Source organism: Morganella morganii (assembly GCF_019243775.1).
GTDB classification, from domain to species: Bacteria; Pseudomonadota; Gammaproteobacteria; order Enterobacterales; family Enterobacteriaceae; genus Morganella; species Morganella morganii.
The window spans coordinates 1,423,993-1,438,984 of sequence record NZ_CP069157.1; the positions used below are offsets into that span (position 1 = coordinate 1,423,993).

15 protein-coding genes are annotated in these 14,992 nt (G+C 51.9%); 12 read left to right on the plus strand and 3 right to left on the minus strand.

The window, feature by feature from the left end:
• The first annotated feature begins 4 nt into the window (after positions 1–4).
• Positions 5–1,339, plus strand: coding sequence for a D-serine ammonia-lyase (gene dsdA, locus JL661_RS06905; RefSeq protein ID WP_062771464.1), 1,335 nt, complete (start codon positions 5–7; stop codon positions 1,337–1,339).
• 65 nt (positions 1,340–1,404) lie between these two features.
• On the opposite strand, the gene proC is transcribed toward dsdA, so the two are convergent.
• Positions 1,405–2,214, minus strand: coding sequence for a pyrroline-5-carboxylate reductase (gene proC, locus JL661_RS06910; RefSeq protein WP_046024476.1), 810 nt, complete (start codon positions 2,212–2,214; stop codon positions 1,405–1,407).
• Between the two features lie 182 nt (positions 2,215–2,396).
• Here proC and mlaA point away from each other — a divergent pair, with 182 nt between their 5' ends.
• Positions 2,397–3,155, plus strand: coding sequence for a phospholipid-binding lipoprotein MlaA (mlaA, locus tag JL661_RS06915; protein ID WP_004239833.1), 759 nt, complete (start codon positions 2,397–2,399; stop codon positions 3,153–3,155).
• Between the two features lie 74 nt (positions 3,156–3,229).
• Here the strand turns inward: mlaA and fadL are convergent, their stop codons facing one another.
• A complete protein-coding gene (gene fadL, locus JL661_RS06920; RefSeq protein ID WP_004235077.1) occupies positions 3,230–4,570 on the minus strand; it encodes a long-chain fatty acid transporter FadL in 1,341 nt (446 codons plus the stop codon).
• A gap of 342 nt (positions 4,571–4,912) precedes the next feature.
• On the opposite strand from fadL, the gene JL661_RS06925 reads away from it, so the two are divergent.
• From JL661_RS06925 to sixA, 4 genes are all read left to right on the plus strand, one after another.
• Positions 4,913–5,206 carry a YfcZ/YiiS family protein gene (locus tag JL661_RS06925; protein ID WP_215809464.1) on the plus strand — a complete coding sequence of 98 codons (294 nt, stop codon included), beginning with the start codon at positions 4,913–4,915 and terminating at the stop codon, positions 5,204–5,206.
• A gap of 209 nt (positions 5,207–5,415) precedes the next feature.
• Positions 5,416–6,708 (plus strand): acetyl-CoA C-acyltransferase FadI, encoded by a 1,293-nt coding sequence (fadI, locus tag JL661_RS06930; RefSeq protein WP_036417773.1) that lies wholly within the window; start codon positions 5,416–5,418, stop codon positions 6,706–6,708.
• A 12-nt stretch (positions 6,709–6,720) separates the two neighbouring features.
• On the plus strand, positions 6,721–8,874 hold the full coding sequence (gene fadJ / locus JL661_RS06935; protein WP_036417771.1) for a fatty acid oxidation complex subunit alpha FadJ: 2,154 nt from the start codon (positions 6,721–6,723) through the stop codon (positions 8,872–8,874).
• Between the two features lie 245 nt (positions 8,875–9,119).
• Entirely contained in the window at positions 9,120–9,590 is a 471-nt protein-coding gene (gene sixA / locus JL661_RS06940) for a phosphohistidine phosphatase SixA (protein ID WP_036405914.1), read from the plus strand.
• Here sixA and smrB read toward each other — a convergent pair whose 3' ends face one another.
• A complete protein-coding gene (smrB, locus tag JL661_RS06945) occupies positions 9,591–10,136 on the minus strand; it encodes an endonuclease SmrB (RefSeq protein ID WP_024473372.1) in 546 nt (181 codons plus the stop codon).
• Between the two features lie 194 nt (positions 10,137–10,330).
• On the opposite strand from smrB, the gene prmB reads away from it, so the two are divergent.
• The 6 genes from prmB to JL661_RS06975 all read left to right on the plus strand — a co-directional run bounded on the left by prmB (position 10,331) and on the right by JL661_RS06975 (position 14,700).
• On the plus strand, positions 10,331–11,260 hold the full coding sequence (gene prmB / locus JL661_RS06950) for a 50S ribosomal protein L3 N(5)-glutamine methyltransferase (RefSeq protein ID WP_004239840.1): 930 nt from the start codon (positions 10,331–10,333) through the stop codon (positions 11,258–11,260).
• 79 nt (positions 11,261–11,339) lie between these two features.
• Entirely contained in the window at positions 11,340–12,428 is a 1,089-nt protein-coding gene (gene aroC / locus JL661_RS06955) for a chorismate synthase (RefSeq protein WP_024473371.1), read from the plus strand.
• A gap of 52 nt (positions 12,429–12,480) precedes the next feature.
• Positions 12,481–13,281 carry a sulfite exporter TauE/SafE family protein gene (locus tag JL661_RS06960; RefSeq protein ID WP_024473370.1) on the plus strand — a complete coding sequence of 267 codons (801 nt, stop codon included), beginning with the start codon at positions 12,481–12,483 and terminating at the stop codon, positions 13,279–13,281.
• A gap of 25 nt (positions 13,282–13,306) precedes the next feature.
• Positions 13,307–13,858, plus strand: a complete 552-nt coding sequence (locus tag JL661_RS06965) for an elongation factor P hydroxylase (RefSeq protein ID WP_004235090.1) — start codon at positions 13,307–13,309, stop codon at positions 13,856–13,858.
• Positions 13,859–13,894: 36 nt separating this feature from the next.
• Positions 13,895–14,176 carry a YfcL family protein gene (locus JL661_RS06970; protein WP_004235092.1) on the plus strand — a complete coding sequence of 94 codons (282 nt, stop codon included), beginning with the start codon at positions 13,895–13,897 and terminating at the stop codon, positions 14,174–14,176.
• On the plus strand, positions 14,173–14,700 hold the full coding sequence (locus JL661_RS06975) for a GNAT family N-acetyltransferase (RefSeq protein WP_062771466.1): 528 nt from the start codon (positions 14,173–14,175) through the stop codon (positions 14,698–14,700). Before JL661_RS06970 ends, JL661_RS06975 begins: the two co-directional genes overlap by 4 nt.
• Positions 14,701–14,992: the final 292 nt, after the last annotated feature.

The window sequence follows — 14,992 nt, forward strand, 5'->3', positions numbered from 1 at the left end:
AATGATGACTCAGATTAATATTGAAAAGTTAATTGCTGACTATCCATTGGTTCAGAAACTGATTGATTTAAAACAGGTGGCATGGTTTAACCCCGGCGTAACCACCACGGAAGCGGGTTTGCCGTATGTGGGACTAACGCTTGAGGATGTGAAGGATGCACAAGCACGCTTAAGCCGCTTTGCCCCGTATCTGATGGAAGCCTTTCCTGAAACACAGGTCATGCAGGGGATCATTGAATCTGAAGCGGTAGCGATTCCGGAGATGCAGGCAGCTCTTGCGGCACGCTATCAGACGCCGCTGACAGGGAAAATGTATCTCAAAAAAGACAGTCATCTGCCGATCTCCGGTTCGATAAAAGCGCGTGGCGGGATCTATGAAGTGCTGACCCATGCGGAAAAATTAGCGCTGGAGGCAGGATTGCTGTCAACCGGTGATGATTATGCGGTGTTATTCTCGGATAAATTCAGGCAGTTTTTCAGTCAGTATCGTATTGCTGTCGGATCAACCGGTAACTTAGGGATGTCCATCGGCATTATGAGCGCGAAGCTGGGTTTCAGTGTCAGTGTGCACATGTCTGCGGATGCCAGACAATGGAAAAAAGACAAATTACGTTCTCACGGTGTCAATGTCGTTGAATATGAACAGGATTACAGTATTGCAGTGGAGCAGGGGCGTAAGGAGGCTGAAAAAGATCCGTCCTGCTTCTTTATTGATGATGAGAACTCCTCCACACTCTTTTTAGGCTATGCGGTGGCGGGCCTGCGGCTGAAAACGCAATTTGCAGAAAAGGGAATTACCGTTGATGAGCAGCATCCGCTGTTTGTGTATTTACCGTGCGGTGTCGGCGGGGGGCCCGGCGGTGTTGCATTCGGATTAAAACTGGCATTTGGTGATGCGGTGCATTGTTTCTTTGCAGAACCGACACATTCACCCTGTATGCTGCTCGGGGTGCATACCGGTCTTCATGATGCCATCTCTGTTCAGGAAATCGGTATTGATAATATTACTGCGGCCGATGGGCTTGCGGTCGGCCGGGCATCCGGATTTGTCGGCCGGGCCATGGAGCGGCTGATCGACGGTTATTACACCATTGACGATGCGGAAATGTATAACCTGTTAGGATTGCTTGATCAGACGGAAGCTATCCGGCTGGAACCTTCCGCTTTAGCGGGCATGCCCGGTTGTGTGCATGTGACCCGGAATCAGGCGTATTTACAGGCTGAATCGCTGGCACCGGAACGGATGGCGAATGCCACACATCTGGTCTGGGCAACCGGCGGCGGCATGGTTCCGGAAGATGAGATGCAGAAATATTTATCACAGGCCAAAGGTAACTGACAGGGCGGTGAGCAACTGAACAGACCGGGACCGGCGCGATTGTTGCCGGTTCCGGTATCAGGTGATTATTTACGGCTCATTTCCTGTGATTTTTCTGTCGCACTGCGGACACCGGCTATCACCGCCTGACGTAAACCCATTTCTTCCAGTTTGATGACTGCTTCAATCGTGGTGCCGCCCGGCGAGCAGACCATATCTTTCAGTTCGCCCGGATGTTTGCCGGTTTCGAGAACCATTTTTGCCGCCCCCATTACGGTTTGTGCTGCAAACTCATAGGCTTGTTTACGCGGCATACCGCCAGCCACAGCCGCATCTGCCATTGCTTCAATAAACATAAAAACATACGCAGGAGCAGACCCGCTGACGCCGATCACGGCATCAATCAGTGATTCAGGGACTAACTCAGCGCGGCCGAAACTGCGGCACAGTGACATCACCAGCTCAGTTTCTTCATCCGTCAGATAAGCATTAACGGTAACGGATGTCATCGCGGCATTGACCAGCGCGGGGGTGTTCGGCATCAGACGGATCACTTTGGCGGATGACGGCAGGGCGGCTTCCAGAGCTTCCAGAGTCACACCGGCGGCCATCGAAACAATCAGGGTATCCGCTTTAAGGCAAGGGGAAATATCACGTAATACACCGGGAACGGCGTAAGGCTTTACACCTATAAAAATAATATCGGATTGTTCCGCCACCCGCTGAACCTGTGTCTCACCGTGAACACCGAATTCCTGCGCCACGCGGTCGGTACTGGCCGGGCTGTGGTTATGTACAAAAACAGTATCAGGGGAAATAATTTTTCCTGAAATCAGGCCGTTAAGGATGGCTTTTCCCATATTTCCGCAACCAATAAATCCGACTTTTTTATTCATGATGGCTCCTGTATTGCTGACAAAGACTGACCTGAAGAGCAGGATACCACTCTGTGCTGCCGGGGTAACCCGGTAATTTCGGCATGATTTACATACACAAATATACAAAATCCGGGTAATATTGACCTATTATAGATACGTGAAACTGTAAATTTTGCTCACGTTTTGGCATGGAGAAACATATGAAGTATCAGGTAAGTGGCCTGACACTTGCTGCGGTGCTGCTGATTGGCGGGTGCGCAAGTTCGGATCAGACACCGGGAACGCGCAGTGATCCGCTCGAAGGATTTAACCGCTCAATGTTCAATTTTAACTATAACGTGCTGGATCCTTATGTGCTCAGACCGGTGGCGGTTGCCTGGCGCGATTATGTGCCGACACCGGCACGAAACGGCACCATCAACTTCCTCGGTAACCTCGAAGAACCGGCCAGTATGGTCAACAATTTTCTGCGCGGGGATTTTTACCAGGGATTTAAGCACTTTAACCGCTTCTTTCTCAACACCGTCTTTGGCCTGGGCGGCCTGATTGATGTTGCTTCTATGGCGAACCCTGAACTGGCGAAAACGGAACCGGCCCGGTTTGGTAATACCCTGGGTTACTATGGTATGGGTTATGGTCCGTATGTGGTTATTCCGGGTTATGGCGGCGCAACACCGCGTGTGGATGGCGGCGACTGGCTGGATACCACGTATCCGATGCTGAGTTATCTGACTATCTGGATGGGTGTCGGTAAATGGGCTATCGAAGGGATCGACAACCGTGCTCAGGCACTGGACGCGGAAGGTGTGCTGCATAACTCCAGCGACCCGTATCTGATGATGCGTGAAGCGTATTTCCAGCGTAATGATTTCCTGGCTTCCGGCGGGGCACTGAAAGTGCAGGAAAACCCGAATGCGGCAGCGATTGCTGATGAACTGGATTCTATCGACAGCGAATAATGTGCTGGTGGCAGACAAATAAAAAAAGTTCTGGTCAGTGACCAGAACTTTTTTTATGCATTCAGACCGGAAAATCAGAAGCTGTAGTTAAAGTTAACACCGTATAACCAGGCTTTACCGGAGGAGCTGAATTCGTAGTTTGGCATTTGCAGGTTCGGGTTACCCAATTTGCCACCGATAGCTGCAAGCTGATCTTTACTCATCAGCGGCTCAGAGATATTAACTTTACGCCCGTGCATATAGGCGACACCAACATCAACAGACGCATCTTTGTTGAAGGCGTAGGTTGAGCCCAGGCTGAACCAGATACGATCCTGGTCCGGAATAGAGATAGAGCGGTTGTTTGCCGGGACCGGGCTGTCATCAAAGGCAATACCACCACGGAAGGTCCAGTTATCATCATGATAATAAGTGGTACCTAATGCTACGCGGTATGCATTTTTGAAACCTTCATGCTTTTCAAACAGAACGCCGCCGTTACCTTTATCTGTCGCTTTCAGCTCCTGGAATGAATCCCAGCCGGTGTAAGCAAAGGTATAATGAACCGCCCATTTTGGTGCAACGCGGTGATAAGCGGAGAATTCCCAGATATCCGGTAAATTCAGATCCAGTTTACCTTTGGTGGAGCGGTCAAGAAGACCCGGAATGTTTTGGGTGAAATCACCGTCTTTAAATTTCACAGTGACTTTAGAGCGATATGTCAGACTGAAACGGTTATCTTTATCCAGCTCATATAACATCCCCGCATTCCAGCCGTAACCCCAGCCGTCACCTTTCAGTTTGGCGAGGTTAGAGTTTGCAGGAATTTTTGCTAATGCAGGATTTTTGGTCAGCCCGGCTGCAACCTGGCCCAGCTCACCGGTATGACGCGAAATTTCCGCATCAGCATAAACGGCATTCAGTCCCAGACCAAAGCTGAAGTTATCATTCAGACGATAAGCACCGGCCACGTTAAAGTTGGCCGTCACGAGATCGGTTTTGCCGCCGATAGCACCGGCAGAGTAATTATCTTTAAATTCTGTTGCCAGACCAAAGTTTGTGGTGGTTGATGCACCGACTGACCATTTTTCATTAATCGGCATAATAAAATGCAGATTCGGGACAACCGCGCTTGGCGCGATATCTTTGGCATCAGTGCTGTTACCGGTCAGCGGGGATTTACCGCTGATATCCACTGACGGGTTGATCAGGATCGCACCGGCGGACATGGACGGGCGATCAAATAATGTCATTGCTGCCGGGTTGCGGCTGCCGACGCTGGCATCATCTGCCACGGCACCTTCCCCTGAAAACGCACGTCCGAGTGCAGACGTGGAATACTCATTTAATTGAAAACCCGCCGCAAAAGCCTGAGTTGCTGTTAATGAAACTGCCACTGCCAGTGCTGAACGAGTGAACAGGTTTTTCTGGTTCATGACCAAAACCCTCTTGTTTATTTTGTTTATGTACTACTTTGGTAGTTAGAAGTAGCGCTGGATTGTATGTTTGCTTGTTGATATGACAAATCAGACCAGTTGACAGAGTATAGAATCAGCACACTGGAATGTTATTTTTTTGTACGAAAATAAGCGGATTGAGATGTAAAAATGCGATTTGGATTACAAAAATTTAACAATAACGTGATTTTTGAGAGCAAAAAGTGGCTTTAGCCCGAGTAGATCAAACAATAGATTGAATTTTTATGGTTTACTTTGATAAATGGTATGATTCAGTACTAAGACTGCAGGCTATTTTTAACTAACGGGAGACTGAAATGGCTGACGAAAAAAAAACTGTGCAGCGCAGAAGAAACCGCAGCATGCTGCTGTGTGGATGTAGGCACTATTATTGATAACGAAAGCTGCACCTCTTCTTTCGAGCGCGTATTTGCATCTAAAGCAGACGCTGAGCAGATGATGGCAGCACTGACTGCCAAAGCAAATGCAGCAGCATCTGAACCATGCAAAATCCACAGCGAATATAAAGAAACGGCTGACGGCGTTCTGCTGAAAGCGGATTTCACTTTCAGCTGCCAGGCTGAAACACTGATCTTTGAACTGGGTCTGCGTTAATTCATCAGAATAATACGCAAACTGAATTCAGGCCTCCGGTGAATGCGGGGCCTTTTTTATCGTTTTTTTTGTTATAAAAAGTTTATTTCCTGAGCCACCTCGCAGTTTTCAGTTATTCACATTGCGTGAATGCAACACGATGTTAACAATATCAGCAGGTCAGACCACCGGCAGTTCGTGATAACCTCTCATCATGTAAGGATGAACGAATGAAGCAGGCACAGGCAGAACGTATTGCAGTTGTTGACGGATTACGGACACCGTTTGCACGGCAGTCCACGGTATACCGTGATATCCCGGCGGTTGAACTTGGCCGGGCGGTGGTGCAGGAACTCCTTTTTCGCCAGTCATTTCCGGCAGAACTGGTTGACCTTGTCGTTTTCGGCCAGGTGATCCAAATGCCTGCCGCGCCCAATATTGCCCGTGAAATTGTGCTCAGTACCGGGTTGCCGGTAACCACAGATGCGTATTCAGTAACCCGTGCCTGTGCCACCAGTTTTCAGGCCATCGCCAATGCGGCACAGGCGATACAGTGCGGACAGAATCAGATAGCCGTCGCAGGCGGGGCAGATTCCGCCTCTGTGCTCCCGATTGGTGTATCACGCAAACTGGCCGGAGTATTGCTGGATCTCAGCAAAGCACGAAAATTGCCGCAGAAACTCCGGTTACTGGCCTCACTGCGGCCGCGCGACCTCCTGCCGGTTGCCCCGGCGGTGGCAGAATATTCCACCGGTCTACGCATGGGCGATACCGCCGAACAGATGGCAAAACGTTACCATATCAGCCGTCAGGCACAGGATGCGTTCGCCCATCAGTCACATCAGGCCGCCACGCAGGCGTGGACATCCGGTGTCCTGCGCGATGAGGTGATGACCGCCCGTTTTCCGCCGTTCAGTCAGGTTTGTGAAGAAGATAATACTTTACGGAAAAATTCCCTTCCCGGCAGCTATGCACAACTGAAACCGGCATTTGATAAACGTCACGGCACGGTGACCGCGGCAAACAGCACACCACTGACAGACGGCGCGGCAGCCGTACTGATGATGACCGAAACCCGCGCCCGTGAACTCGGGCTGACGCCGCTGGGCTTTTTGCGCAGTTATGCATTTACGGGTAACGCAGTGCAGGAAGATATGCTGCTGGGGCCGTCTTATGCCGCACCGCTGGCACTTGATCGCGCTGGTCTGACATTGTCTGACCTGACACTGATTGATATGCATGAAGCTTTTGCAGCCCAGGTTCTGACTAATCTGCACTGTTTTGCCAGTGAGGACTTTGCCCGTGAAAAACTCAACCGGACATCGGCAATTGGTGAGGTGGATCCGGCGCGGTTTAATGTGCTCGGCGGGTCAATTGCTTACGGGCATCCTTTTGCGGCTACCGGTGCCCGGATGGTGACACAGACACTGCGGGAGCTGCGGCGGCGGGGCGGCGGTTTTGCAATGACCACGGCCTGTGCGGCGGGCGGACTCGGCGTGGCGATGATCTGGGAAACAGAATAAGACGGGAGACTGATGATGACACAACATGATGAAACACCTTCTGCCTTCCGCCTGACCGTGCGTCCGGATCACACCGGGGTCATTACTGTCGATGTCCCCGGTGAAAAAGTGAATACCCTGAAGGCGGAGTTTGCCGCACAGTTTGAGGCGGTACTGCGTGATGCCCGGCAAATCCCGGGATTACGGGCAATGGTGATTATCTCCGGTAAACCGGATACGTTTATCGCCGGTGCGGACATTCATATGATCGCCGGATGCACAGAGGCCGCACAGGCGCAGGCACTGTCTGAATCCGGACAGCGGTTATTTAATCTGATTGAAAACTATCCTCTGCCGGTCGTGGCGGCGATTCACGGCAGCTGTCTCGGCGGCGGACTTGAGCTGGCCATGGCTTGTCACAGCCGTGTTGTCACAGACAGTGATAAAACCCGGCTCGGGCTGCCGGAAGTTCAACTGGGGCTGTTACCCGGCTCCGGCGGTACACAACGTCTTCCTGGCCTGATCGGGCTGGTGGCCGCCCTGGATATGATGCTGACCGGGCGGCAGTTACGGGCAAAGCAGGCAGTCAAAATGCGGCTGGCCGATGATATTGTTCCGCCGGACATTTTACTGGAAACAGCGGTGGCTCGTGCTTTGTCGGTAAATCCGGCACGGCGGGCCCCGGTACCTTTCCGGCAGAGACTGGAAAAAATGAAGGGGCTGCGGGATATCATCTTTCGTATAACCCGCAGTCAGGTTCACCGCCGCAGTGGCGGACACTATCCGGCGGCTGAACAGATTATTGACGTGGTGCAGTGCGGCCTTGAAAAAGGCCGGGAGGCCGGGTTTAAAGCCGAAGCCGCGGCATTCGGTAAACTGGCGGTTACCCCGGTATCCGGTGCACTCCGTCATCTCTTTTTTGCCTCAACCGCACTGAAAAAAGAGTCTGCCGATGGGGTAAAACCCGCAGAACTGCATCATGTGGCGGTGCTGGGCGGCGGGCTGATGGGGGCGGGAATTGCCGCGATTACCCGTCAGCGCGCAGGGCTTCCGGTCAGAATCAAAGATGTTTCGCAGGAAGGGGCAAATAAAGCACTGGCTTTTTTCTGGCAGCATCTGAGCAAACAGGTTAAACGCAGACGGCTCTCCCCGCGTGAGCGGACACAACTGATGAGCGGCATGACCGGCACTACGGATTACCGGGGATTTCACCGCATTGATTTTGTGGCGGAAGCGGTTTTCGAATCGCTGGCACTGAAACAACAGATGATTGCTGAGATCGAGGCAGTGACATCACCGGATACTATTTTTGCCTCGAACACCTCGTCACTGCCTATCCGTGATATTGCCGCCAGGGCATCACGGCCTGAAAAGGTGATTGGTTTACATTATTTCAGCCCGGCCGAAAAAATGCCGCTGGCGGAGATTATCCCCCATGAAGGCACTGATGCGGTGACACTGGCAACCACGCTGCAACTGGCGCGCAGACAGGGAAAAACAGCGATTGTGGTTGGTGATAAAGCCGGGTTTTATGTTAACCGGATTCTGGCACCTTATATTACAGAAGCGTTACGTTGTCTGACGGAAGGTGAACCGCCGGAAAAAATTGATAAAGCGCTGACTGATTTCGGTTTTCCGATCGGGCCGGTAGCACTGCTGGACGAAGTGGGCATTGATGTCGGTACAAAAATTATGCCGGTGCTGGAAGCCGCATTTGGTGAGCGGTTTGCACTGCCGCCGCAGCTGGATGCGCTTTTCCGTGACAACCGGCTGGGCAGGAAAAACAAACGCGGATTTTATGATTACACCCCGTTACCGTGGTGGAAACGCTGTGGCCGCAAGGCACCGCGTAAAGCGGATAAAGCGATTTATCCGTTGCTGGGTATCACCGTACAGGAGTGTCTGACATCACAGGAAATCACAGAGCGCTGCCTGATGATGATGTTAAATGAGGCTGTAAGGACGCTGGATGAACAGGTTATCCGTTCACCGGCGGACGGGGATGCCGGCGCGGTGTTTGGTATTGGTTTTCCGCCATTCCTCGGCGGACCATTTTACTATATGGATAGTATGTCAGCCGTCGTTATGACAGAAAAACTGACGGCACTGGCGGCACGTTACGGTGGTCGCTTCACACCGTGTGAGGCATTACAGCAGCGGGCTGCGGATAACCGCCGTTTTTACTGAGGAAGTGCAGTGAAGTCACTGAGAACAAGGGGCGGTTGTTTCATTTTTCTGAACAGGTTCTGAACAAAATTCAGGTTTATCTCTGTGCTGAATCATTTTAATTATGATTAATTTGAGGCAGAATGCCTTTCACCTCCCCTGACGGGGACACAGAAATAACGATAATTTTAAACAGATCATTCTTTGATGTGATACGGCCCGGGGATTCAGACATGACCGTATCCGTCCTGTTCAGACGGTGACGTATGCAAGTTCTTATTATGCGACATGGCGATGCTGCTTTGCAGGCCGCCAGTGATTCAGTCCGGCCCCTTACCGCAAAAGGGATAACAGATTCCCGCTGCATGGCAAAATGGCTCGCCGGGCAGCACGTTCAGATTGATACCGTTCTGGTCAGCCCGTATCTGCGTGCAGAGCAGACACTGACCGAAATCCATGATGCGCTGAGTTTACCGGCTCAGGAAGAGGTGATGCCGGGACTGACGCCCTCCGGGAATGCGGATAGCACGGCGGATTATATCCGTTTTCTGGCGGAAGAGGGGCACAAAGGGGTGCTGGTGGTATCGCATCTGCCGCTGGTCGGCTATCTGGTGGCGGCATTGTGTCCGCAGGAAACGGCACCGATGTTTGCAACATCGTCTGTTGCCTGTATTGAACTGGATGATGACGGACGCGGCACACTGCTCTGGCACCGCGGTCCCGGACAGATTGACTGATTACTCGCGCCGGGCGGTTTCAGCAATCTCAATCAGCAGCAGTAATGCGGCGGTGCCGCCCCATTCCTTAGGGGCCTGGTGAAAGGCAATCACATCCGGGTGTTGTGCCAGCCATAATGGTGTCTGTTGTTTCAGTACATGCTTGCCGTGCCCGTGCATAATACAGACACAATAGGTGTTTTCGCGGCGGGCTGCGGCTATCAGGGCACCAATTTCCTGCTTGGCCTGAAGCTGAGTCAGTCCGTGCAGATCCAAAAACAGCTCCGGCACATAATCCCCGCGACGCAATTTTTTCAGTTCATACGGGCTGGCATTTTCCCGCAGATAGCGCGCCGGACCGTCCATATCCAGGTTCGGGCGGTACTCATCTGAGAAATAAAAACTGGCATCAATCTGATCCTGCAACAGCCGTTCAGGCGCAATTTTGGTCACACTTGTCCGTGGTTTCGGGTGCACCACAATATCCTGTCTGATTTTACGTGTCCCGCTGATGGCCTCTTTAAACAGGTTCAGGTCATCATCAGTCAGGGGCGTCTTCTTTTTCATAACATCTCATCACTCAGTATTTTCCATAGTGTAACTGATTTTTTTACGGATGTTGACGCTATACTGCCGGTCACCGCTGACGGGAGCCACCGGAAAATTGCCGCGCATTTCACAAGATATGCTGATTTAGCAGCGACTTCATGGCAAACTACGCTATCAGATATCTTATTTTGTTTTACCCCGCCGGAGGCACTTTGGATAAAATTTACGTTGATGAAGCCGTCAGTGAGCTTCACACGCTGCAGGATATGCTGCGCTGGGCAATGAGCCGTTTTAATGCGGCCAATATTTACTATGGCCACGGCACAGATAATGCCTGGGATGAAGCCCTCCAGCTGGTACTGCCGACACTGTTTCTGCCTCTGGATTTACCCGCTGAACTGTATCAGTCCCGGCTGACCTCCTCAGAGCGTCACCGCATTGTGGAGCGCGTACTGCGCCGGATCACCGAGCGCGTGCCGGTGCCGTACCTGACTAACCGTTCCTGGTTCTGCGGCCATGAATTTTATGTCGATGAGCGCGTGCTGATCCCGCGTTCACCGATTGGTGAGCTGATTAACAATCACTTTGCAGGATTGCTGGATGCTGAACCGGAAACGATTCTCGATCTCTGCACCGGCAGCGGCTGTATCGCGATTGCCTGCGCATATGAGTTCCCGGATGCAGAAGTGGATGCGGCAGACATCTCAGCTGATGTGCTGGAAGTCACAGAAATGAACATTGAGAATCACGGCTTATCTCACCGTGTGGTGCCGATGCGTTCAGATCTGTTCAACGATCTGCCCGGGGTGAAATATGACCTGATTGTCACCAATCCGCCGTATGTGGATGCGGAAGACATGAGTGATCTGCCGGATGAATTCCGCGTAGAACCAGAGCTGGCGCTGGCTGCGGGCAGTGACGGTCTGAAACTGGTACGCCGGATCCTCGCCAATGCCCCGGATTATATGTCAGAAGATGCGGTGCTGATTTGTGAAGTCGGTAACAGTCAGGTGCACCTGATGGCCGAATTCCCGGAAGTGCCGTTTATCTGGCTGTCGTTTGAAAACGGGGGTGACGGTGTCTTTATGTTAACTCGTGATCAATTAGCAGAACATCATGACGCTTTTAAACTTTTCAAATAACCGTTCCTCCTGTAGGAATAGAAACATAAAAACAGGTTAAAACCATTCACTTGCACACAATCAGAGACAGGAAAACACGATGGCCGGAAACAGTATCGGCGAACTTTTTCGCGTAACCACCTTTGGTGAATCACACGGCCCGGCGCTGGGTTGTATTGTTGACGGCGTACCGCCGGGGCTGGCGCTGACTGAAGCCGATATGCAGGCAGATCTTGACCGCCGCCGTCCGGGCACATCCCGCTATACCACGCAGCGTCGTGAGCCGGATCAGGTCAGAATTCTGTCAGGGGTATTTGAAGGAAAAACCACCGGAACCAGTATCGGGCTGCTGATTGAAAATACCGATCAACGCTCACAGGATTACGGCGCCATCAAAGATCTCTTCCGGCCGGGACACGCGGATTACACCTATGAGCAGAAGTACGGCTTTCGTGATTACCGCGGCGGCGGCCGCTCATCAGCCCGTGAAACGGCGATGCGCGTGGCAGCCGGGGCTATCGCCAAAAAGTATCTGCATGAGAAATTCGGTGTGACAGTCCGTGCCTGTCTGACTCAGATGGGGGATATCAAATGTGATATCCGCGACTGGGCGCTGGCAGAGCAAAATCCGTTTTTCTGTCCTGATGAACGTCAGCTGGATGCGCTGGATGAATTATTGCGCGGCCTGAAAAAAGAGGGAGATTCCATCGGTGCGAAAGTCACGGTAGTGGCCGAAAATGTCCCGGCGGGTCTGGGTGAACCGGTCTTTGATCGTCTGGATGCGGATCTGGCGCATGCGCTGATGAGCATCAACGCGGTGAAAGGCGTCGAAATCGGGGACGGGTTCGGCGTGGTTAACCTCAAAGGCAGCGAAAACCGGGATGAAATTTATCAGACCGGCTTTACCAGCAATCACGCGGGCGGCATTCTCGGCGGCATCAGCAGTGGCCAGCCAATCATCGCGCATATTGCCCTGAAACCGACATCATCAATTACCGTTCCCGGTAATACGCTGAACCGGCAGGGCGAAGAGGTGGCTATGATCACCAAAGGGCGTCATGACCCCTGTGTCGGGATACGTGCTGTGCCGATTGCCGAAGCAATGACAGCGATTGTGCTGCTCGATCACCTTCTGCGTCACCGCGGACAATGTGCGGATGTCACGCCGCCGTTACCGGCCTGGTCATGATTTAAACAGACGTCCCGGATATTGTGCCCGGGATTTTATTGGCAGGTAAAAAATGGAATGGTTTCAGTTCGGTGTTGAAATCTATGTATTGCTGTTCTTTGTTGCGCTGATTGCCGGGTTTATTGATGCGATTGCCGGAGGCGGCGGATTACTGACAATCCCGGCGCTGCTGGCTGTCGGTGTACCGCCGGTACAGGCACTGGCGACCAACAAATTACAGGCGGTCGGCGGCTCTTTCTCTGCCAGTTTCTATTTTGTCCGGCGCAAAGCGGTGGATCTTGCGGGGCAACGGGTACCGATAATGATGACGCTGATTGGCGCGGTTATCGGCTCCGGGCTGGTGCAGTTTGTGAATCCGGAATTCCTCCGCCAGTTGCTGCCGCTGCTGGTGATTGCCATCGGCCTCTATTTCCTGCTGACACCCTCCATTGGCGCTGCTGACCAGAAACAGCGCCTGATGCCGTTTGCTTTCGGCTGTACCGCCGGTATCGGTATCGGTTTCTATGACGGTGTTTTCGGGCCGGGCGCGGGCTCTTTTTATGCACTGGCGTATGTGACCCTGGCCGGTTTTAACCTGGCGAAAGCCACCGCTCACGCCAAAGTGCTGAACTTTGCCTCTAACGTCGGTTCACTCTCATTCTTTATTTTCAGCGGTCATGTTATCTGGCTGATGGGTTTTGCCATGCTGGGCGGACAGCTTATCGGTGCCCGCCTCGGCGCCCGTATGGTGCTGAGCCGCGGACAAAAACTGATCCGGCCGATGCTGGTAACTGTCTCTTTCCTGATGAGCATCAAACTGATTTATGACAATCACGGCGATACTATCAGTACGTGGCTGTCTCAGCTTTTTTAATTTTCATTAGTGGTTCATATAATCAATGAGTACACATCAATATCAGCAGTTAATTGAGATTTTTGATAACGAATTTTTTGCTGATTTCAATACCCGCCTGATTAAAGGCGACGATGAGCCGATTTATCTGCCCGCAGATGATGAAGCCCCTTATAACCGCATCGTGTTTGCTCACGGTTTTTATGCCAGTGCTATCCATGAAATATCGCACTGGTGCATTGCTGGGAAAGAGCGCAGAAAGCTGGTGGATTTTGGTTACTGGTACTGTCCGGACGGCCGGGATGCACAAACGCAGTCAGAATTTGAGGTTGTCGAAATAAAACCGCAGGCGCTGGACTGGTTATTTTGTCAGGCTGCCGGTTATCCGTTTAACGTCAGTTGTGACAATCTTGACGGTGATTTCGAGCCTGATCGCGTCAAATTCCGGCGTATTGTCCACGGGCAGGTGATGGAGTATCTGGCGCAGAACTCAATACCCCCGCGTGCAGCAAGGTTTATTAATGCCCTGCAATCGTTCTACAATACGCCGCCGCTGACTGCGGACCAATTTCCATGGCCGGAAGATCCGTTTGCCTGACAAACGATTCCGGTGACTGAACTTTAAGGAACAAACATGCTTGCGGATTATGAAACGCGTATCCTCGCCCAGATTGATGACATGGTCGAACATGCCACAGACGATGAACTGTTTGCGGGCGGCTATCTGCAGGGGCATCTGACTCTCGCGGTGGCAGAACTGGAGCAGTCGGGTGATCACTCCGTTGAGGCGCTTCACAACCGGGTGGAGGAGAGTATCCGTCAGGCAATCAGTGCCGGGGAACTGACACCGCCGGACCAGGTGCTGGTGCTGGAAACCTGGAAACGCCTGCTGCAAACCGCGCAGGAGCAGGAATGACAGCCAAACCGCAATACCGTATCCGCCAGGCCCGTCCGGCGGATGCCGCATTGTTACCGGCCGTTGAATCCTCTGCCGGTACGTTATTTGCGACAGTGCCGGGTTATGAATGGATAGCCCGCGCTGAAGGCCATTCCGAATCGGCATTCCGCAATTATATTGCCAATGGCAATGCGTGGGTGGCAGCGGACAGTCAGGATCAGCCGGCCGGGTTTGTGCTGGTGTCCAACCTCGGTACCGGGCTGCATATTGATGAGCTTTCTGTCTCTGCGGCGCATCAGCGTCAGGGGCTGGGGCGTCAGCTGATTGAGCGGATACAGAATGTGGCGATTGCACGCGGCTGTGCGGCAGTTACGCTGACCACATTCCGGGATGTGGCCTGGAACCGGCCTTATTATGAGCATCTTGGTTTTGAGGTGTGTGATGTTTCCCGCGCCCCGGCACTTGAGGCTGTTATGCTGAAAGAGGCAGAATACGGGCTGCAATTCTGTGATCGCTGTTCCATGATTTACCGGATTTTCTGAAAAAGTGAAATATCTGAAGTAATGAGAAAAGGTCGCACTAATATGCGGCCTTTTTTATTTATGATGAATTAAGAAACTGGTTATTAATATATAAACAGATAATAATAAAAGATCTTGTGATTGTTACATTAACGGCGAAAATGGTGCCGTTTTTTTTATGTCTCAGCGATGGATGTTGTTATCTGATTATAGATTTTTCTGTTCAACAGAATGATTTTTAATCATTTTTCGTATATGCAATATGATGCTTATTTCTGAGATCACAGTCTCTTTTGTTGCGATAAAGTCAACA

Bases quoted from the DNA above. Each gene is read 5' to 3' on its own strand.
- dsdA (WP_062771464.1), top strand. From the start codon at position 5: ATGACTCAGATTAATATTGAAAAGTTAATTGCTGACTATCCATTGGTT.
- proC (WP_046024476.1), bottom strand. From the start codon at position 2,214: ATGAATAAAAAAGTCGGATTTATTGGTTGCGGAAATATGGGAAAAGCC.
- mlaA (WP_004239833.1), top strand. From the start codon at position 2,397: ATGAAGTATCAGGTAAGTGGCCTGACACTTGCTGCGGTGCTGCTGATT.
- fadL (WP_004235077.1), bottom strand. From the start codon at position 4,570: ATGAACCAGAAAAACCTGTTCACTCGTTCAGCACTGGCAGTGGCAGTT.
- fadI (WP_036417773.1), top strand. From the start codon at position 5,416: ATGAAGCAGGCACAGGCAGAACGTATTGCAGTTGTTGACGGATTACGG.
- fadJ (WP_036417771.1), top strand. From the start codon at position 6,721: ATGATGACACAACATGATGAAACACCTTCTGCCTTCCGCCTGACCGTG.
- sixA (WP_036405914.1), top strand. From the start codon at position 9,120: ATGCAAGTTCTTATTATGCGACATGGCGATGCTGCTTTGCAGGCCGCC.
- smrB (WP_024473372.1), bottom strand. From the start codon at position 10,136: ATGAAAAAGAAGACGCCCCTGACTGATGATGACCTGAACCTGTTTAAA.
- aroC (WP_024473371.1), top strand. From the start codon at position 11,340: ATGGCCGGAAACAGTATCGGCGAACTTTTTCGCGTAACCACCTTTGGT.
- JL661_RS06960 (WP_024473370.1), top strand. From the start codon at position 12,481: ATGGAATGGTTTCAGTTCGGTGTTGAAATCTATGTATTGCTGTTCTTT.
- JL661_RS06965 (WP_004235090.1), top strand. From the start codon at position 13,307: ATGAGTACACATCAATATCAGCAGTTAATTGAGATTTTTGATAACGAA.
- JL661_RS06970 (WP_004235092.1), top strand. From the start codon at position 13,895: ATGCTTGCGGATTATGAAACGCGTATCCTCGCCCAGATTGATGACATG.
- JL661_RS06975 (WP_062771466.1), top strand. From the start codon at position 14,173: ATGACAGCCAAACCGCAATACCGTATCCGCCAGGCCCGTCCGGCGGAT.